The 18,273-nt window shown below is 66.2% G+C and carries 17 protein-coding genes and 4 pseudogenes; 14 read left to right on the plus strand and 7 right to left on the minus strand.

Annotated features, from left to right (window positions below; genetic code table 11):
- The first annotated feature begins 104 nt into the window (after positions 1 to 104).
- Both DOE79_RS20190 and DOE79_RS20195 read left to right on the plus strand, forming a co-directional pair.
- Positions 105 to 908, plus strand: a complete 804-nt coding sequence (locus DOE79_RS20190; RefSeq protein ID WP_120340027.1) for an FRG domain-containing protein — start codon at positions 105 to 107, stop codon at positions 906 to 908.
- Complete coding sequence (locus DOE79_RS20195; RefSeq protein ID WP_120340028.1) at positions 905 to 2,014, plus strand: DUF262 domain-containing protein; 1,110 nt, start codon at positions 905 to 907, stop codon at positions 2,012 to 2,014. Before DOE79_RS20190 ends, DOE79_RS20195 begins: the two co-directional genes overlap by 4 nt.
- Positions 2,015 to 2,268: 254 nt before the next feature.
- On the opposite strand, the gene DOE79_RS20200 is transcribed toward DOE79_RS20195, so the two are convergent.
- The 6 genes from DOE79_RS20200 to DOE79_RS20225 all read right to left on the minus strand — a co-directional run bounded on the left by DOE79_RS20200 (position 2,269) and on the right by DOE79_RS20225 (position 7,710).
- Positions 2,269 to 3,312, minus strand: coding sequence for a DUF2971 domain-containing protein (locus DOE79_RS20200; protein ID WP_120340029.1), 1,044 nt, complete (start codon positions 3,310 to 3,312; stop codon positions 2,269 to 2,271).
- A 64-nt stretch (positions 3,313 to 3,376) separates the two neighbouring features.
- Positions 3,377 to 3,775 carry a hypothetical protein gene (locus tag DOE79_RS20205; RefSeq protein ID WP_162942866.1) on the minus strand — a complete coding sequence of 133 codons (399 nt, stop codon included), beginning with the start codon at positions 3,773 to 3,775 and terminating at the stop codon, positions 3,377 to 3,379.
- Between the two features lie 164 nt (positions 3,776 to 3,939).
- Entirely contained in the window at positions 3,940 to 4,182 is a 243-nt protein-coding gene (locus DOE79_RS20210; RefSeq protein ID WP_120340031.1) for a hypothetical protein, read from the minus strand.
- A gap of 72 nt (positions 4,183 to 4,254) precedes the next feature.
- Positions 4,255 to 5,070 carry a P22 phage major capsid protein family protein gene (locus tag DOE79_RS20215; RefSeq protein WP_162942867.1) on the minus strand — a complete coding sequence of 272 codons (816 nt, stop codon included), beginning with the start codon at positions 5,068 to 5,070 and terminating at the stop codon, positions 4,255 to 4,257.
- Between the two features lie 310 nt (positions 5,071 to 5,380).
- Entirely contained in the window at positions 5,381 to 5,725 is a 345-nt protein-coding gene (locus DOE79_RS20220; RefSeq protein WP_120340033.1) for a DUF7169 domain-containing protein, read from the minus strand.
- Positions 5,726 to 6,240: 515 nt separating this feature from the next.
- Entirely contained in the window at positions 6,241 to 7,710 is a 1,470-nt protein-coding gene (locus DOE79_RS20225) for a recombinase family protein (RefSeq protein WP_120340034.1), read from the minus strand.
- Here DOE79_RS20225 and DOE79_RS20710 point away from each other — a divergent pair.
- The 3 genes from DOE79_RS20710 (at position 7,666) to DOE79_RS20240 (ending at position 10,444) form a co-directional block, all read left to right on the plus strand.
- On the plus strand, positions 7,666 to 8,205 hold the full coding sequence (locus DOE79_RS20710) for a DNA-processing protein DprA (protein ID WP_162942868.1): 540 nt from the start codon (positions 7,666 to 7,668) through the stop codon (positions 8,203 to 8,205). The two genes, DOE79_RS20225 and DOE79_RS20710, sit on opposite strands and share 45 nt — an antisense overlap.
- Positions 8,206 to 8,538: 333 nt before the next feature.
- Positions 8,539 to 9,447 carry a metallophosphoesterase gene (locus DOE79_RS20235; RefSeq protein WP_120340035.1) on the plus strand — a complete coding sequence of 303 codons (909 nt, stop codon included), beginning with the start codon at positions 8,539 to 8,541 and terminating at the stop codon, positions 9,445 to 9,447.
- Positions 9,448 to 9,520: 73 nt separating this feature from the next.
- Entirely contained in the window at positions 9,521 to 10,444 is a 924-nt protein-coding gene (locus DOE79_RS20240; RefSeq protein ID WP_120340036.1) for a tyrosine recombinase XerC, read from the plus strand.
- 20 nt (positions 10,445 to 10,464) lie between these two features.
- Here the strand turns inward: DOE79_RS20240 and DOE79_RS20245 are convergent, their stop codons facing one another.
- Positions 10,465 to 11,085, minus strand: coding sequence for a M23 family metallopeptidase (locus DOE79_RS20245; protein ID WP_245977037.1), 621 nt, complete (start codon positions 11,083 to 11,085; stop codon positions 10,465 to 10,467).
- Positions 11,086 to 11,396: 311 nt separating this feature from the next.
- Between DOE79_RS20245 and rpsB the strand changes: the two genes are divergently transcribed.
- From rpsB to DOE79_RS20290, 9 genes and pseudogenes are all read left to right on the plus strand, one after another.
- Positions 11,397 to 12,335 carry a 30S ribosomal protein S2 gene (gene rpsB, locus DOE79_RS20250; RefSeq protein ID WP_066596114.1) on the plus strand — a complete coding sequence of 313 codons (939 nt, stop codon included), beginning with the start codon at positions 11,397 to 11,399 and terminating at the stop codon, positions 12,333 to 12,335.
- A gap of 11 nt (positions 12,336 to 12,346) precedes the next feature.
- Positions 12,347 to 13,180: pseudogene (tsf, locus tag DOE79_RS20255) on the plus strand (translation elongation factor Ts).
- Positions 13,181 to 13,386: 206 nt separating this feature from the next.
- Positions 13,387 to 14,084, plus strand: a pseudogene (locus DOE79_RS20260) (amino acid kinase family protein); the annotation flags it as partial.
- Between the two features lie 31 nt (positions 14,085 to 14,115).
- Positions 14,116 to 14,671, plus strand: a pseudogene (gene frr, locus DOE79_RS20265) (ribosome recycling factor).
- 14 nt (positions 14,672 to 14,685) lie between these two features.
- A complete protein-coding gene (locus DOE79_RS20270; protein ID WP_120340466.1) occupies positions 14,686 to 15,666 on the plus strand; it encodes a phosphatidate cytidylyltransferase in 981 nt (326 codons plus the stop codon).
- A 46-nt stretch (positions 15,667 to 15,712) separates the two neighbouring features.
- Positions 15,713 to 16,261 (plus strand): DivIVA domain-containing protein, encoded by a 549-nt coding sequence (locus tag DOE79_RS20275; RefSeq protein WP_120340037.1) that lies wholly within the window; start codon positions 15,713 to 15,715, stop codon positions 16,259 to 16,261.
- A gap of 228 nt (positions 16,262 to 16,489) precedes the next feature.
- On the plus strand, positions 16,490 to 17,080 hold the full coding sequence (locus DOE79_RS21200; RefSeq protein ID WP_425455667.1) for an aggregation-promoting factor C-terminal-like domain-containing protein: 591 nt from the start codon (positions 16,490 to 16,492) through the stop codon (positions 17,078 to 17,080).
- A 56-nt stretch (positions 17,081 to 17,136) separates the two neighbouring features.
- The gene (locus DOE79_RS20285; RefSeq protein WP_120340038.1) at positions 17,137 to 17,433 is read left to right on the plus strand and encodes a hypothetical protein; all 297 of its coding nucleotides are present in this window, start codon (positions 17,137 to 17,139) and stop codon (positions 17,431 to 17,433) included.
- Positions 17,434 to 17,537: 104 nt separating this feature from the next.
- Positions 17,538 to 18,265 (plus strand): annotated as a pseudogene (locus DOE79_RS20290) (alpha/beta hydrolase).
- The last annotated feature ends 8 nt before the right edge of the window (positions 18,266 to 18,273 follow it).

The raw sequence follows: 18,273 nt of genomic DNA on the forward strand, positions 1-18,273 counted from the left end.
AGGGGTTTGTTCGGGTGGATCACCCACACTAGGACGCCAGCACAGAGCAACGGGACGAGTCCCGCCTCCAATGCCTGTAGATTGCGTAACGACAAGGGAGTGCCATGGGGGTTATCGAACACGAAGTCAATTCAACGACTGAATTGGTAGATTTTGTGTTGAAGTTGGGTCAAACAGACGACGGCCTCCGTACGCTGTGGCATCGCGGCCACAGGTCCGAGAATTATTCCTTGGTGCCCAGCCTCGTCAGGAAGCTGACGGAAGAAGAACAAATCTTCCCAATGGAGCGCAGATTGATTACGCGATTCCGTCAGCGTAGCCTCCCGTTTTGGCCTGCGGGATATCCGCAAAACGTGTGGGAGCACCTTTTCGCCATGCAGCATTTCGGAATCCCGACTCGGATGCTGGACTGGTCAGAGAGTCTTCTTGTAGCCCTCTACTTCGCTGCCACACCCGGCACTGGCCCGGTAGTTGAAGACGAAGAAACGCCTGCAATCTGGACACTTGATCCAGTGAAGTGGAATCGGTCAGCAGCCCAGTTCAAGGACGTCGAAGACGCAATTGAGATTCTGACAACAGATTCAGATGATTTGGCCGCTTACACTCCCAGCAGTAGCCCGAGTGAAGACTTGGTCCGGCGGTACAAAGTACCCCTTGCCATTTTTGGAACGCACAATTCAGCAAGGATCGTTGCGCAGCGAGGAGCGTTCACCGTCGGTGGGCGAAGCCTCGAGCCCATGGATTCTTTCGTCCCTGCCGATGGCGAGACGCTCTGGAAGATCCGGCTGGAATACAGCCGTCAGGAAATGATCGATGATCTGCAAACGCTGGGTTTCGCTGAGAGCATGATCTTCCCCGACTTGGTCGGGCTTAGTAAGGAAATTACCGCTTCGGAGGGATTACTGTGACACAAGAGAGCACGCTGGACGCCGAGATCGGCTCGGCGAGACGCAAGATCTCCACGGAAAGCTACCCCATGAGCATCGGGGAACTTACCAATCTCTACCGCGACGGTGAGCTCGTCATCCGGCCAGCATTCCAACGGCTTTTCCGATGGGACGTCGAGCAAAAGTCGAGGCTCGTTGAGAGCATTCTGCTCGGTATCCCACTGCCCTCGATATTCGTTTCTCAGACTGACGACGGGAAATGGGAGCTAATCGACGGGCTCCAACGAGTGTCGACGATGTTGCAAATGCAGGGGCTCCTACCCGACTACGAGCCGCTTGAGCTCCAGCCGACGAAATACTTGCCGAATTTGGGTGGCTTAGTCTGGGACGGAGCCGCGGGCAAGGCGCTGTCAGATGCACAGAAGTTGGATTTCAAGCGTTCGAAGATTGACATCAAAATTGTGCGCCGCGAATCCGACGTAACTACCAAATATGACTTGTTCCAGCGCCTAAATAGCTACGGTTCTCCGCTCACGGCACAGGAGATGCGACATGCGCTCTTGGTTGGTGTGAACGCAGACTTCGCATCCTGGCTGGAAGTTATAGCGCAACAGCCTTCATATCTGAATGCCATTTCGTTGCCAGACAAGATGCTGACGGAAAAGTACGCTGAGGAATTGGTCTTGAGGTTCATCTACCTGCACAAGAACCTGGACATCACGGCGTTCGCCCTGCGCGGTTTCAATCAGAAACTAGATGACGGTGCGGTCGCATTCGCTGAAGCTTTCCCCGGCGTATCTGCCGAGGTGGAAGCGACCTTCTCCAAGACCTTTGACTTGCTCAATGACGCCATCGGTGCTGACGCATTTCGCAAGTGGGATACTGCCAAGGGCCGTTTCGCGGGGGGCTTCCTCAACACCGCCTACGAGGTCATGGCGATGGGGCTTGGCTTCCATATTGCCAACGGCACTCCATATCGAACCGACATCTACGAAGTCGCGAGGGAGCTCTGGGCTCGCCCGGAAATGACCACAAGGTTTGCAACTGGAGTCAGCACTGAGAAGAGATTGAGCACCACGCTACCGCTGGGCCGCGAGCTCTTTCAGCCTAAATTGGCCACCGATTGACGGGAGTCTTTCGGTAGGCAAACCCCCAGACCCGCGCGCACAGGTAGCCGCTATGCCCCTCCGGTATGGGAGGCCCGGGGAGGGGGGAGGGTACCCCCACCCCTTGTCTCCACAAGGGGAGTGCAACCGCGCTCGGACTAGGCGCGGCCCGCGACGTCGCTGCGGCAGCGACAGACAGCATCGTTCGCGATTGCAACGCAGATGCACCCGGATCTGTTGCTCCAGGAAGAGCCTCGCCCCTCAAGTTGCGACAGCTAATTGGTCGCCACTGGAATAGTCGACCTGTCTATCTGGACACCCGTGTACCCGCGCCGGTCTAACAGCGCTGCCGCGACCTTGAGGCCCCTCAGGTCGCTTCCAGGGCCGTACCTTACTGATTTGATCGGCAGCTTCGCCGAAAAGTCCGTGGCCCATTTATTGCTGCCTTCGTTTGATGAAACCGGGACATATGGAACCAGACGTCCCCCTCTCACCCGGTACTCCTCCACGTCGCCCAAGTACGCCTTGCTGCTCAGAAAGCGAACCTCACGCTCGTCAATGAACGCCGGATGCTTCATGAGGGCCGCTGCGGTGAGCAGAAAACTTCGGGCAACCATCAGAGAGCTTCCCCAGTTTGCCCTCAGCTCCTCCGCCGTGTCGGGGCCGGGGGTGGTGTGGATAGTGTCGCTCAGTACGGCGGTGGCTTGTTCGTACTGCTTGGACTCGTCGTAAGTGACTAGCGACCATTGAGGCACGACGAACAAGTGAGATGGAGGCGTCATTGGATCGAATACCCTGACCATTCCAGCGGAGTTCGGCTCGGTGGTGGGAGGCGAGTCCGATGGCGACGACCCAAGCGGGCGTACAACCGAAAGCGGAGTCTCCATGTCGATGCCGACTGCGAAGCCATCATTCCCGGCGTAATTGCGCCACTGACTCAGGAGGTCGCCGTCAAGGCTCGCTGAGATGACAAAAAGGCCGTCGGCGGCAAACTCCTTGAACTTGAAGTCGAGTGCGAGGTCGGTGAACTCAACGCAAGTCTCAGGTATGCGTGACTTCTCCGCGTCCGCCCACAGCTTCTTGATTAGTTGCTCTCCGTACTCGACTTCGGAGGTGTCGTTCAAGGCGAGGGAAGCTGTCGCCCACAGTTGATCGGTTGTGAGCATCCCGAGCAGCCCGTATGCGTCGGTGTAATGGTAGGCAGTGCCCTCGCCGTGCTCCGGAGAGAAATGCATACGACGCCATCTGCCGGTTGCATCCTCCGGATGCCCCTCCTGCGGTCGCATAAGACTTTCAGAGGATAGATCAGGGAATTTCATGTCCAGAGCTTACGCCGAGCCGACTTGGCCGAGGGTAGTCAAGCTGAGTTCATGCCATGGACGTTCACGAGCCGTCGCCGTACGCGCTGGCGAGGACGAGCGAGCCGACGTAGCTGGTTTGCTGGCCGGTCGCCGCCCGCCTGATCTGGCCGATTTCTCGGTTGGTCAGGTACACGCCGGAGGTCTCGGAGAGGCCGACCGAATGGTCGCCCTGTGTCTCCTGATTGACGCCTCGCGGGTTTTCGTACTCGCGCCGGGCTGCCTTGAGAACGACCAGGGCGACGATCTTGGGGGCGTTGGCCTCCCAGGCGTACGCCTTGGCCGGGGAGACCTCGGCGAGAGCGAGCGTGGTGGCATCCTCGAGGGAGGCCTCGGCGCGTGCCTTGTCCTCGTCGGCGAGCGTGCCCGGGGGGAGACCGAGGCGGGCCTCGAGGTCGGTCACGCTGGGAGGTAGGGGGTTCATTCGGGCGCCGAACGCTGGCGCCGTTCAGCCCGTTCAGCCCGCTCATCGGCTCGACGTTGCGCACGAGCACCTAGCGGTGCGGCGCTCACGCGGAGGGCCGTGGTCTCGGCCTTGCGGGCGGCGGCAGAGTTTGGCGTGCGCTTATTCTTGCGGATCGGCATGAGTTAGCTGCCCTCGTATATCTCGAGCGCGATGGCCTTGACGTCGCGTTCCGCCTCGATCTGCGAGAGCACCTCGGCGCGCGCCAACATGAGGAGCGCGAGTGGCGTGAGTCGCTTGCGGTGGGCTTCCTGCTCGAGGTGGACGCGCTGGTCGTCGCTGAGGGTGTCGAGGGTGAGGGGAGACGTGGTGAGGACGCTCTCGACGATGTGGCGGAGGAGTTCGTCTCTATCGGTGAATGCTGCCATTGGGGCGCCTTTCGGAGATGGTGGTCGGGGTGAGGCCCGCTCGCGGTGAGCGAGCGGGCCTCTTGGATACCGCTACGCGGTGACTACGCGGATAACGCCACCGTGCTCGACGAGGTCGACGGTGCCGTCCTCGTTGTCGACGGCGAGCGGCATTGCCTGTACGCCAACGAACGCCGTCAGGAGCGAGGTGTCAGCGGCGATGTTCGGGTCGTAGGCCCGAATCAGGCGGAGGGCGAAGCCCGCTTCCTTGTCCTTGACAGAGGCGCCGTACGGAGCGCCGTCGGGCACGCGCGGGGCGCGCACGACAACGGCGAATGCGTCGCGGACGAACGCGACGATCTCGGTTGCCGCGAGTCGGGTGGACTCGTGCACCTCAATGCCACGCACACTCTTGCCGTCCGCGTCGAATGTTCCCGTGGGGGCGTCGAGGAGGGCCCCGTAAACGCTCGAGCCGACTGCCGCGTGGATTTTCACGTCAGCGGGCACCCCAGCGTCGCGGAGGGCCTTGCGGATCGCCGTGAACGCCTTGGCCGGGGTGGCTGCGGCGTAGGTGATCGTCGATGCGGGCGTTGCCTGCATGGCCGCGACGAGCGAGCGCTCGACGTACCGGGTCAGGGCGCGGGTCTGCGGGAGCAGGACCTGCACGCCGTAGTCCTTGATATCGAGGTCCAGGTCGCCGTCCGAGAGTGGGACGAGCGAGTAAGCCTCGACGTCGAGTGAGACCGCGATGCTCTGCTCGGTGATCGCGTCCTTGGTGAGGGTCGCGAGGGAGTTCACCGGGCGGGTCTGCGCGGGAACGGCGCCAGGGACGCGAACGCGGACGCTCGAGCCGATGGAACCGGCAAACTCGCTGTCGAGGTCGCGGTGTACCAGGGAGGCGAGGCCCAAGGTCCTGTCCGACGAGTGCGGCAGCGGTGGACGCGATGGCGTCCGGGGTGAGGAGGGTGTTGCTCATGGTGTTGTCTCCAGGGGAGTAGATGGCGCCGGGATTGACGCCGATTGAGTGGGGGAGACGCTCTGCGCGACCGTGCGCGCGTCGGCCTTGCCGTGGCGCGTTTGGTCAGGGTTGGGGTGGTGCGGTTGACGGCGCCGGACTACCGGGTTCGTCTGGTGGCGCCGAAGCGCCGGACCGGGCCGTGCGACGGCGAGACCTGCTCGCCTGTCGTGTAAACGGCCACGGAGGATTGTGGGCGCCGCGTTAGGCGGCGAGGGGGAGGTGCATGGCGCCGTTGGTGTGGGCGTCTAGAGCGGCGCGGAGCGCGCTCGTGGCGGAGGCCAAGGTGTCAGCGGCAACGGCCAGAGCAGACTCGGCGCCGTAGATGGAGGCGCGCAGGGCAAGGCGCCGCTCATCGAGGGCGATGTTGGCCGTGGGGTCTGAGATGCGACCTGAGGGGCGGCTCTCGCCGTCTAGGTTCCGGGGGTTCACCCGGGCGGGCGGCTCCCATTGCTGGGCGGAGGCGGTGCTCAAGGTCTTAGCGAGGTCGACCAGAGCGGCGCCATGAGCCTCGAGCGCGGCGGCGGTGGTCGGGGTAGCGGTGGTCATGACGGCGCTCTCGTTCGGGGGAGGACCGGAGGCGGCTGCATCCGGCGGACATAGGTCTGCCCATAGGAGTAGGGCGCCATTGGCCCATGTCGTGCCCAGAATCCCGAAATATTTTCGCCGGGGCGCGCGGCGCTCCCGCGTGTGACGAAGGTGACGAAAGTGACCCCTACTCCCTATCTCTTCTTGAGAGAGAGACCCCTAATAAAAGAAATAGAGAGAGGGTCACTTTCGTCACCTTCGTCACATCCGACTCCGTCGTGCGCCCCGGCGCCGACTTGAAGGAACCGCCGAGGTCGTTTGTGCCCCGCAGTGCGCCCGCCGCGGCGCCGACCGCCTCGTGGCGGCGCTGGCGACGGCAAAACGGATTGTTGGGTGGGTTCAGAATTGGCACCGGCAGAGAGGCGCACAGCGCGTTAGATGGCACCATTAGCTCGCGCACGGGGGCGCATCTGAGTAGCCAGGTTGTGTTCGCATGGGAGTTGCCCTCCCCATGTCCTAGCCGGGTTCCTGCGGCGCTAGAGGCGGCGCGCCCGGCGTGCGATAGCGGAGCGGTTGAGGTCCTCGTCGGCGGCGTCATAGTCGACCACGGGCTCGGACTCGGGGTTGAGGTGCGTGGCGATCTTGTGCCAGATGTGCACGCGGTCAATCGTGCGACCGGAGGCAACCTCGACGTGCAGGAGGGCACGGACGACGTCGCGTTGACGGTCCATGTCGAGGGCGGTGAATCGCTCGCCGACGGTCTGGACCATGGCGGCAAACTCGCCCATGGTCCACTCGCGGGAGTCGCCGACGAGGTCGTGTGCGATTTCGGAGAGAGTCGCGGATGCGGTCTTTTCGGTGCGGGCGCGCTCGAGTTCGGCCTCGATCTTGAGGCGCTCGTCACGGAGGTCGACGAGGCGGGCGCGGGCGACGGAGGAGGAGACAAGGCCCTCGTCGCGGTCTGCCAGGACGTCCGCCGCTGAGGCTTCAATCTTTCGGTGCTGCGCCATGAGGTGCCCAACGCTCGTGCTGCCGGGGGTGCCGAAGCTATCGAGGGGCGTGGTGAGGAATGCGGTGGCGACGGCCTCGACGACGACGGGCTCGAGGATGGGCTTGCGGATAGAAACGTGGGAGGCCGAGGAGCGGCATAGGTACGCTCTCATATAAACGAGGCGGTCGCCGCATGTCCCACAGTGGGCGATGAGAGAGACGATGTGCCGGGGAGCCTGTCCCGTGGTCGTCTTGCGCGAGGGGTCCGAGAGGATGGCGTTGACGTCGGCCCAGAGAGTCGCGTCGACGACCGGGATGACGACGTCGGAGTCGAGGACGCCGCCGAGCCGCTTGATACGGCCCGCATAGTGCGGGTTGGTCAGAATGTCGCGGACCCGCCTATTGCTCCACTCGAGGCCGGGTGCCGGGTCGACGCCGTCGGCCACGAGGCCCCGGGCAAGCGACCGGATTGAGCCCCCGTTCGCGACGTGCTCGAACATGCGGACGACGACCTCCGCCTCGCCCGCCCGGGGGCGGATGCCGTCGACTTCATAGCCGAACCGGCGCCGACCAGGGGCGGGCCGACCGCTCGCGGTGCGGTACTCGTTCGCCCGCTTTTGGCGCTCGCTCTTGCGGCGGACCTCGAACCGCGCGATACCGGCGAGCATGGTGGCCCGGAACTCGCCGTCGGCAGTCGTGAGGTCAATCTCACCGTCGACCGTGAGCACGCGCACGCCCAGGTCGATCAGAGTTCCCATATCCTGAATGCTGCGGACGAGGCGGTCCATGTCGATACCGACCACGACGTCGATACGTCCGGCCTCTACGGCGCGGAGCAGGTCTGCCCAGCGCGAGGACGTGCGGGACTTGGACGCGGACACGTCGTTATCGGCGAAGGTCTCGACGAGGGACCAGCCACGGGCCTCGACGAGGCGCGTGCACCGGGCGAGGGCCCGCTCAATGCCCTCCTTGTGGTTGACGGACTGGCGGACGTAAATGGCGGCACGAGTGTTCACGCATACAAATTACGTTTCTGCCAGCGTAACCGGCTCATCGCCGCGGCGAGCCAGGCCACGGTAGTGCTCGAGGCCGGCTGGCGCTCCGGGTCGCTCAACACGGCCGGGCACGCTGCCGCCCTCGGGCGCCCGCTGGGAGCAGTCCCCGGCCCCGTCACCTCGCCCACCTCGGCGGGCTGTCATCGGCTGTTGCGCGACTACGACGCCATCTGCGTGACCACGGCCGCGGAAATGGCTGAGCTGATCGGAGTGGGTGTGGACCTCGAGCTCGACCAGCCCGGCGCGGGCGGCGTTGTGGGCGGTGCCGTGCCGCGGGAGCGAACGAGCGACCAGATCCGGGTGTTCGACGCGCTGAGCGTCCGGGCGCCTCGCGTGCCGGCCGAGGTCGCCCGGCGGTCCGGGCTCTCGACGGCCGCGGTGCTCGGCGCCCTCGGCGCCCTCGACCTGGAGGGCTCTGTGCGGGAACGCGCCACCGGCTGGGTGCGGGTCACCTGAGCGGCCTGTCAGCTTTCCGCTCAGTGGCTGGGGCTCGTCCGGACACGTGGTTCCGGCACATCGGGACCAGATGTCCGGATCGGGTCCAGTTGCGGTTGCCGGGTGAGGTCGGTGGGGGCGCTTAGGGTGATGGGGAGAGACCGTGGCGCGACACGCGCCGGGTCAACCGAAGCGAGGGGCCAGCCGATGACGGACATCACACCGACCAACGCGCAGAAGTCAGCGTCGTCACGCACGCAGACCGGGACGAGCCCTGCCGGGACGAGCCCTGCCGGGACGAGCCCTGCCGGGCCGTCACCCGCGGATGCCACCGAGCGCGACGAGAGTCCCGGCATGCAACTGGGACAGTACCCGGCCGCCACCCACCTCATCGCCCACCTCAGCGACACCCATTTCCTCGGCACCGCGTCCGACGGCTCTGGACGGTTGCTCTACGACGCCGTCGACACCGACAGCACGGTGCACCGGGCGATGGCACAGCTGGAGGCCTCCGGCCTGCCCATCGACGCGCTGGTCTTCACGGGCGACATCGCCGACCGCGGCGAACCGGATGCCTACCGCCGCGTGCGCGACATCGTCGAGGCGTCAACCGCGAGGATGGGCGCCGAACTGGTCTGGGTGATGGGCAACCACGACGAGCGCCACGCGTTCCGCACCGAGCTGCTTCGGGTCGAGGGCCACGACGCTCCCGTCGATGCGGTGGTCGACCTCAACGGCCTGAGAATGATCACCTTGGACACGACGGTGCCCGGGTACCACCACGGCGAGATCACCGCCGGGCAGCTCGACTGGCTGGCGGAGGTGCTGAGCCAGCCCGCCGAGCACGGGTCCCTGCTCGCGCTGCACCACCCGCCGGTGCCCACGACGCTGCCTCTGATGACGATCCTGGAGCTCCGCGAACAGGCCGCCCTCGCCCAGGTCCTGGCGGGCACCGACGTGCGCGCGATCTTGGGCGGCCACCTGCACTACGCCACCACCGGGCTGTTCGCCGGGATCCCGGTCTCGGTCGCGGCAGCCACCTGTTACACGATCGACGTTGCCGCCCCACCCCGCCAGCTCACCGGCGTGGACGGCGGGCAGTCGATCAATCTCGTGCACGTCTATGCCGACCAGGTGGTGCACTCGACGGTTCCGCTAGGCGCGTTCGACGTGGTCACCCGTTTCGATCCCGCCTACCTGGCCCGGATGGAGGCGCTCAGCGCACCCGACCGCGTCGAGGCGTTCTCCCGGCACACGATCTGACCCCGATCGGATATGCGCCGTGGATTCCCGCGTCGCTGCCGCGATCCGGGGCTGGGCAGGGGATGCTGGAAGCATGAACCTGGACCGGGCGATCGATGCCTTCGCTCGCCACCTCACGATGGAGCGGGGGTTCTCCGCCAACACCGTGCGCGCCTATGGCGCGGACCTGGCCGGGCTGGCGACCTTCGCCGAGGAGCGCGGGGCGACCGAGGTGGGCGACCTCGGCCTCGAGCTGCTGCGCGACTGGCTGTGGACCGGAACCGAGGCGGGGTTGGCCCGCGCCACGATCGCCCGGCGCTCAGCCTCCGCCCGCGGATTCACCGCCTGGCTGACCAGGGAGGGCACCCTGCCCAGCGACCCTGCGGTGCGGCTGCGTTCACCGAAACCCGGCCGCACCCTGCCTCGGGTGATCAACCGCACCCAGATGCAGGAGCTCCTGGACCGGCTCCAGCTGGCCGCGGACACCGCTGACCCGGCCGCGATCCGGGACTTGGCCGTCATCGAGCTGCTCTACGCCTCGGCGCTCCGGGTGTCCGAACTGGTCGGGCTGGACGTGGCCGATGTGGACCTGTCCCGTCTGACCGTGCGCGTGACGGGTAAGGGAAGCAAGGAGCGCGTCGTGCCATTCGGGGTGCCGGCACAGAAAGCCCTGGTGCACTACCTGAACGCCGCGCGGCCGGCCCTCGCCGCTGCCACTGCTCCGGCCGGAACCGGGCCGACCACGGCGCTGTTCCTCGGCCGGCACCAGCAGCGCCTGGGAGTGCGTGCGGTGTACCGGACCGTCGCCGCACTGCTCGAGTCGATGCCCGGCACCGGACCGGCCGGCCCGCACGCCCTGCGGCACACGGCGGCCACCCACCTGCTCGACGGTGGCGCCGACCTGCGCGCCGTGCAGGAGATGCTCGGGCACGCGAGCCTTGGCACCACCCAGATCTACACGCACGTCTCGGCGGAGCGCCTGCAGCAGAGCTACCGTCTGGCCCACCCTCGAGCCTGACCCGCAGCGGGGGTGGAGGGTCAGCGGGACGGGTGGGGTACAGGGCCGGTCGGCGGCAGCGGGAGGAGGACGGCCCGCGCGAGTCCGCCGAGGAACAGCACCGGCGAGATGTACTGACCGTGCCGGCGTACCCCGAAGTGCACGCAGCGATCCGAACAGTGCGCCCCCGTCGCCACAATGCCCACCACCTGCCCTGCCCGCACTCGCTCGCCCGTGGATACGGTGGCCGTCACCGGTTCGAAGCTCGAGATCAGGTCGTCGCCGTGCAGGATCGACAGCACCGGCCGGTCGACCACCGTGCCGGCGAAGGAGACGACGCCGTCGGCGGGGGCGCGCACCGGCGACCCGGCCTGGGCCACCAGATCGATACCGCGGTGCCCGGCGGCGAATCGGCTGCTCGGTGCTTCGAAGGGCCGGAGCTGATCGTGCGGCGGCCCGACCGGCCAGGTCCACACCACGAGGGGCGCGGTAGCAGTTGCCGCTGCGGAGGCGGGGATAGCTGCGGGCGCGGTGGCGGCTGTCCGTGGCTCGGATGCGGGTGCCGGCTCCGGCAGGGACGGGCCGAGCAAGAGGGTCAGAGCGGCCGCGGCTGTCAGCACCATGCGGCAGATGCGCGGGGGTGTCAGCATGGAGGATGTCATGCACCGAGACTGGGCGCGGCCGAGCGCCGGCGGGTCACCGCAGCTGGACCTGTGCACACGGCAGTGGCGAACTCGACTGTGGAGGGGCTGACCGGTCCGCGGACGGGGCCGGGCTGGTGCTAGAGTTCTCTGAGCAGCGCTTTGTGCGCTGACTACGCGTGCCCATTCGGCCAACACTCCCATTCGGTCCTGACTTCGCAAGAAGACGGGCGGGTTGTGCGCCGGGCACCAGGAGTAGTGGTCATCCGATCACGACACAAACCGATGGGCGTTTTCTGCTGCGCAGATTCGTCAGATAAGGAGTACGGCTCATGGCCGTCGTAACCATTCGCCAGCTGCTCGACAGCGGCGTGCACTTCGGGCACCAGACCCGCCGTTGGAACCCGAAGATGAAGCGATTCATCTTCACCGAGCGTTCCGGCATCTACATCATCGACCTGCAGCAGTCGCTCGGGTTCGTTGACAAGGCCTATGACTTCGTCAAGGAGACCGTCGCCCACGGCGGCACCATCCTCTTCGTCGGCACCAAGAAGCAGGCGCAGGAATCGATTTCGGAGCAGGCGACGCGTGTCGGCCAGCCCTACGTCAACCAGCGCTGGCTCGGTGGCCTCCTCACCAACTTCCAGACGGTTTCCAAGCGTCTGGCTCGCATGAAGGAGCTCGAAGAGCTCGACTTCGAGGACACCGCCAAGAGCGGTTTCACGAAGAAGGAAATGCTCATCAAGAAGCGCGAGCTCGTCAAGCTGCACAAGAGCCTCGGCGGAATCCGCAACCTGACCAAGACGCCGTCCGCGCTCTGGGTTGTCGACACGAACAAGGAGCACCTCGCCATCGACGAGGCGCGCAAGCTCGGCATCCCCGTCATCGCGATCCTCGACACCAACTGCGACCCCGACGACGTGCAGTACCCGATCCCGGGTAACGACGACGCCATCCGCTCCGTGGGCCTCTTGACCCGCATCATCGCGGACGCCGCTGCCGAGGGCCTCATCCAGCGTCACCAGAAGCCGGAAGAGGGCGCCGAAGTCGAGCCCCTCGCCGCCTGGGAAGCCGAGCTGCTCGCAGCTCCGGCCGAGACCACGCCCGAGCAGTCCTCCGCTGACACCGAGAAGGTCGCCGACGAAACCGTCGCCACCGAGCAGGTTGCAGAAGAGGCGCCCGTCGCTGAGACCGAAGCAGCAGAGCCCGCAGCGGCCGAAGCCGCAACCGAAGAGGTTGCAGCCGACGCTCCCGTAGCCGACACCAAGTAAGGACAACAGGTATGGCAAACTTCAACCTCGAATCCGTCAAGATCCTGCGCCGAGCGCCTCGGCACCGGCATGGTCGACACCAAGAACGCACTCGTCGAAGCCGATGGCGACATCGAGCGCGCGGTCGAGATCCTGCGTCTCAAGGGTGCAAAGGGCAACGCCAAGCGCGCTGACCGCTCCACCTCTGAGGGCCTCGTCGCCGCCAAGGTGATCGGCAACACCGCGTACCTGCTGGAGCTCGCCTGCGAGACCGACTTCGTCGCCAAGGGCGAGAAGTTCGGCGCTCTCTCCGAGAAGGTCCTGGATGCGGTTTCCGCAGCCGGGCGCCACGAACGTCACCGAGGCGCTTGCCGCTCCGGCCGACGGCCAGACCGTGGGAGACCTCATCAACGGCGAAGCCGCGATCATCGGCGAGAAGTTCGAACTTTCGCCGCGTCGCAGCCGTCACCGGTGAGAACTTCGAGATCTACCTGCACAAGACCAGCAAGGACCTGCCCCCGCAGGTCGGCGTGGTCCTGGGCTACGCCGGTGAGGATGCCGCGACCGCTCGCAGCATCGCCCAGCACATCTCGTTCGCGAACCCGGAGTACCTGGCTCGCGAGGACGTTCCCGCAGAAGCCGTCGAGGCCGAGCGTGCGCATCGTCACCCCGAGATCAGCGAGAACGAGGGCAAGCCGGCCGCCGCGCCGCCCAAGATCGTCGAAGGTCGCATCAACGCCTACTTCAAGCAGGTCGCCCTGCTCGAGCAGGACTACGCCAAGGACAACAAGCTGTCCGTGGCCAAGGTCGTCGCTGACGCGGGCCTGACCATATCGGGCTTCGCCCGTTTCAAGGTCGGCGCGTAACCAGCACACGCACCACGTAGCACCACGAGGAGGAGATCGGGTCGCCCAGGCAATCCGGTCTCCTTTTCTGTGTCTACGGCACACCCCGCCCGCTCGGCGGCGTGTGGCCCCCAACCGGGCTGGTACCGGTAGTTTTAGAAGCACGTCAAACGGAAGGACGCTCACGGGCATGTCAGACACGGGTAAGAAGCGCAGGGTCCCCCTCAAAGCTATCGGGCGAAGCATTCGGGGCAGGGAGCCTCGGCGTCAACCCCGACGTCATCAGCGCGCCTGGCCCGCGAGATCGCCGAGGCGGCACAGACCGTCGAGATCGCCATCGTGGTCGGCGGCGGCAACTTCTTCCGGCCGCGCCGAGCTCTCGCAGCGCGGCATGGACCGCGCGGCCGCGCCGACTACATGGGCATGCTCGGCGCACCGTCATGAAACGCCCTGGCGCTGCAGGACTTCCTCAGAGCAGGCCGGCGCTGAGACCCGCGTTCAATCCGCCATCGCCATGACCCAGGTCGCCGAGCCGTACATTCCGCGCCGCGCGGAGCGTCACCTCGAGAAGGGCCGGGTCGTCATCGTTCGGCGCCGGCGCCGGACTGCCCTACTTCTCCACCGACACCGTGGCCGCCCAGCGTGCCCTGGAAATCGGCGCCGAGGTCGTGCTTCGTCGCCAAGAACGGTGTCGTCGACGGGGTCTACTTCCGACGACCCGCGCACGAACCCCGACGCGCAACAAGATCCACAGCATCACCCTACCAGGATGCGCTCCAGCGCGGACTCAAGGTCGTCGACTCGACGGCCTTTCAGCCTCTGCATGGACAACAGCATGCCCATGCGGGTATTCGGAATGGCGCCGCACGGCAACGTGACCGCCGCCATCCTGGGCGCCGAACTGGGAACCCTCGTCTCCAACTAGGATTATTGAAGCCACCGAAGAAGGAGTCACCGTGATTACGGATGTCCTGTCCGACACCACTCAGCGCATGACCAAGGCGGTCGAGTCCGCGAAAGAGGACTTCGCCACCGTGCGAACGGGTCGCGCAACACCCCCAGATGTTCCAGAAGATCCTGGTCGACTACTACGGCACCCCGACCCCGCTGGGTCAGCTCGCGTCGCTGCAGAACCAGGAAGCTCGCACGCTCCTGATCACGCCGTACGACAAAAGTGCTCTGCGCGACATCGAGAACGCCATCCGGGACACCCCGAACCTGGGCGCCAACCTCGGCAACGACGGTATCGTCATCCGGGCGTCGCTGCCCGAGCTGACGAATGACCGCCGCAAGGAGTACGTCAAGATCGTCAAGACCAAGGGCGAGGACGCCAAGGTGTCCGTGCGGAACCTCCGCCGCAAGGCCAAGGATGACCTCGATGCGCTCAAGAGCGAGGTCGGCGACGACGACGTGGCCCGCGCCGAGAAGGAACTCGAGCAGATCACCAAGGCACACATCGACCAGATCGACGAGGCTCTCAAGCGCAAGGAAGCCGAGCTCCTCGCCATCTAGGGGAGGGCAGCGTGATGACGGACGATCCAGGGCCCACCAAGCCACCTCACCGTGGACGCGGCGCATCCCGGGCCGAGTTCCGGGCGCAGGTGCAGTCCACCAAGGCCGACATCGAGCGGCAGGTGCAGGCGACCAAGGCCCAGCTCGACGCGACGAATGAGCGCATCGAAGCCCGAACCGGGCGCAACCTGATCCTCGCGACCCTGATCGGGCTCGTGCTGGGCGGGTCGATGCTGGTGAGTCTGATCTTCATCAAAGAACTCTTCATGATCGTCGCCTTCGTCATCGTGGGCTTCACCTCGTTCGAGCTGGCCCAGGCCCTCCGGCACGGCGGCCGCAACGTCCCGCGCATCCCGGTGCTCATCTCGGCGGTCGCCGTGGTGCCCGCTGCGTTCTACGGGGATGCCGCCGGGCAGTGGCTGGCCACGCTGGGCGGCATCGTGTTCATCGCGTTGTGGCGCGTGGGCATGCTGGTCCTTCCGGCGCACCGGGCGCCCGCCAAGATCGTCCTCGGCGATATCGGCGGCGGATTCCTGATCCAGGTCTATGTGGTCTTCCTGGCCAGCTTCGCGGTGCTCCTGGTCACCCAGGAGGGCGGCCAGTGGTGGACCCTCGCGTTCCTTCTCCTGGTGATCTCGGCCGACACCGCCGCGTACGCGGCCGGCCTGTCCTTCGGCAAGCACCGCATGGTGCCCACCATCAGCCCGAAGAAGACCTGGGAAGGTTTTGCCGGCGCGGCGATAGTCTGCATGGTCGTCGGCATCCTCCTGGCCATTTTCATGCTCGACGAACCCTGGTGGTTCGGTCCGATCTTCGGCACCGTCATCCTGATCACCGCGACTTTCGGCGACCTCGCCGAATCGCTCATCAAACGGGACCTGGGCATCAAGGACATGAGCTCGTGGTTGCCCGGACACGGCGGCTTCCTCGACCGCCTCGACTCGATCCTTCCGTCCGCCGCCGCGGCCTATGCCCTTTACCTGATTTTCGCGTGACCGGGTCGTTTTCGACAGTCGGCCCCTCGTGAGGCAGAATGAGGCGGTGAGCACAACGTTTCCGCGATCCAGCAAGAAGGCCCCTGGCTACAACCTCAAGCAGGTTGAAGAGTTCCTCGAGTCGACCCGCCAGGCCTACGACGCCGCGGACGGCCCGGAGCAGCTGACCAGCGCCGACATCCGCCACACCGCGTTCCGCATGCAGAAGGGCGGGTACTCACCCGAACACGTCGACGCCGCGTTGGAGCGCCTTGAAGACGCCTTCGCGCTCCGGGAACGCGAACGGGCCACCAGCCTCTCAGGCGCGCAGGCGTGGCTCGACGACGCGCGCAGCACCGCCCAGGTGCTCATCAACCGGCTCGGCCGGCCGGACGGTCACCGATTCGCGCGCACCAGCATCCTGAGCACGGGGTACAACCGGGCGGATGTCGACAAGCTCTCCGCCAAGCTCGTCAGCTACTTCCAGGACGGGACGACAGTCACCGTCGACGACGTTCGCACGGCCGTGTTCCGGCCCCAGCGTGCCGGCTACCGCGAGGCGCAGGTGGACCTGGTTCTGGACAGCGTCGTCGACGTCATGCTCGCCGTTCGGTGACCCGCAGCGTGTCGTTACCTGGCCGTTACACAAGAAGTGGGCTAGGGTCGAATAATCGTGGGTAGACATCTCAGTATTTCCGCGCCCGAATCGGGCGCTTCTCCGGTGAGCACACCGGCCGTCAGCGTACGCCGTGCGCCCTTTGTCCCGGCGCCGCTGAGCGCTACGTCCAGGCCCCCTCAGCGCGCGCTGGCCCGGCCTCGGTCCCGAGGCCACGCCGCCCTGTCCTTGTTCGCGTTCTCCGCGGCCGCGGCGTTCGTTCTCGTGACGGTCGTGGACCCGTACTCCGGTGCCACCGCGTCGCCCTACTTCCAGGTACCCGGCGCGGCCTCGGACCGCTACCAGGGCGCTGCCGCGCAGTCGCTCCTCGTCGCGAGCAGCGTGGAGAACACGGTGATCGTTGACGGGTACACCGTCACCGAGCCCGAGCCCGAGCCGGCTCCCGTCGTGATCGCGCCGGCGTCATCTGCTTCATCCTCTTCCTCGTCGTACTCCGCCGCGGCCGCGGCGGTGCCCGACCCTGGATCCGCCCAGGCCTACGCCTACGGTGCCGTCGCGTCTCGCGGCTGGGGCGAGGACCAGTACAACTGCCTCGTCTCGCTCTGGAACAAAGAATCCGGCTGGCGAGTGAATGCCGCCAACCCGAGCGGCGCCTACGGTATCCCGCAGGCCCTGCCCGGTTCGAAGATGTCTTCCGCAGGCTCCGACTGGGAGACCAGCGCCGCAACGCAGATCGAATGGGGTCTGGGCTACATCAGCGGGCGCTACGGCACCCCCTGCGGCGCCTGGGGCCACTCGGTCGACGTCGGCTGGTACTAGAGCAGATCGGCCGGCCCTTCCCGACCGGCAGAATCAGCCCCGGGTAGACTTTCCTCATGCCGCGCAGCAACCGCCCTCACGGCCGCAAGAGCGGCGCCGGCGATGACGACGACGGATTCGCCCGCCTGCAGGCAGGGTGGCGCCGCACCGAAGTGAAGCGCGACGGAACCTGGAACGTGCAGCCGATCAGCGCTGTCGCGGCCGCGAAAACCTACCTGTGCCCTGGCTGTCGGCTCGACATCGCGCCGGGCGTGGCGCATGTCGTCACCTGGCGCGGCGACGGTGTGATGGGCGACGCCGCCGATCTCGCCGCCCGGCGGCACTGGCATCTGCACTGCTGGAAGCTCAAGTAGCGGAAGGCGGCGTCCTGCTCAGCACCCTCCGGGAGCCCGGGAGATTCTGAAGACCCCTGCACCACCCGCGGCAGCCGTGCCGTGAACCCGATGAGGAGAATGTTATGGCCGGACCGGTCGAGATCCGCGGCGGTATCGAACTACCCGCCGTGCGGGAACACATCGAGTTGCACACCGCCGACGGGTTGACCCTCGTCGGGGAACTCGCGACCCCGCTCGACCGACCGGCCGTGGCGACTCTTGTGACGCTGCATCCGCTGCCGACCAGCGGTGGATTCATGGACTCGCACATCCTGCGGAAGGCCGCCGGCCGGCTGCCCGCCCTCGCCGACCTCGCTGTGCTGAGGTTCAACACGCGTGGTACCACGTCCCCCGCGGCACCAGCGAGGGCGACTTCGGGCACGGTCAGACCGAGCGTGACGACGTGGCCGCCGCCATGGCCTTCGTGGCGGAACGGGGCCTGCCCAATCCGTGGCTCGTCGGTTGGTCGTTCGGCACCGAGTTGGCCCTCAAGTACGGCCTGGAGCACCCCATCGTCGGTGCGATCCTCCTGTCTCCGCCCCTGCACCGGGCGACGGATGCCGAGGTGGCCGCCTGGGCGGGAAACCCGCGGAAGCTCGTGGTCCTGGTTCCTGAACTCGACGATTACCTGCGCCCGGATGAGGCCCGGGCCCGTTTCGCGAGCGTCCCGGACGCCCGGTTGATCGCGGTGGACGGCGGCAAGCACCTGTGGGTGGGGGAGACTCAGACCCGGCGGGTGCTCAACGAGATCGTGTCCGTGGTCAACCCGGCCAAGGCGCCGTTGCCCGTGGAATGGGCCGGGGAGCTCTAAGGCTCTCG

The sequence above is a fragment of the Cryobacterium soli genome, from assembly GCF_003611035.1.
GTDB classification, from domain to species: domain Bacteria; phylum Actinomycetota; class Actinomycetes; order Actinomycetales; family Microbacteriaceae; genus Cryobacterium; species Cryobacterium soli.

Coding starts and splice junctions, on each gene's coding strand:
- DOE79_RS20235 (WP_120340035.1), top strand. CDS start 8,539: ATGCAACTGGGACAGTACCCGGCCGCCACCCACCTCATCGCCCACCTC.
- DOE79_RS20210 (WP_120340031.1), bottom strand. CDS start 4,182: ATGGCAGCATTCACCGATAGAGACGAACTCCTCCGCCACATCGTCGAG.
- DOE79_RS20205 (WP_162942866.1), bottom strand. CDS start 3,775: ATGAACCCCCTACCTCCCAGCGTGACCGACCTCGAGGCCCGCCTCGGT.
- DOE79_RS20285 (WP_120340038.1), top strand. CDS start 17,137: ATGCCGCGCAGCAACCGCCCTCACGGCCGCAAGAGCGGCGCCGGCGAT.
- DOE79_RS20240 (WP_120340036.1), top strand. CDS start 9,521: ATGAACCTGGACCGGGCGATCGATGCCTTCGCTCGCCACCTCACGATG.
- DOE79_RS20270 (WP_120340466.1), top strand. CDS start 14,686: ATGACGGACGATCCAGGGCCCACCAAGCCACCTCACCGTGGACGCGGC.
- rpsB (WP_066596114.1), top strand. CDS start 11,397: ATGGCCGTCGTAACCATTCGCCAGCTGCTCGACAGCGGCGTGCACTTC.
- DOE79_RS20200 (WP_120340029.1), bottom strand. CDS start 3,312: ATGAAATTCCCTGATCTATCCTCTGAAAGTCTTATGCGACCGCAGGAG.
- DOE79_RS20245 (WP_245977037.1), bottom strand. CDS start 11,085: ATGACATCCTCCATGCTGACACCCCCGCGCATCTGCCGCATGGTGCTG.
- DOE79_RS20190 (WP_120340027.1), top strand. CDS start 105: ATGGGGGTTATCGAACACGAAGTCAATTCAACGACTGAATTGGTAGAT.
- DOE79_RS20220 (WP_120340033.1), bottom strand. CDS start 5,725: ATGACCACCGCTACCCCGACCACCGCCGCCGCGCTCGAGGCTCATGGC.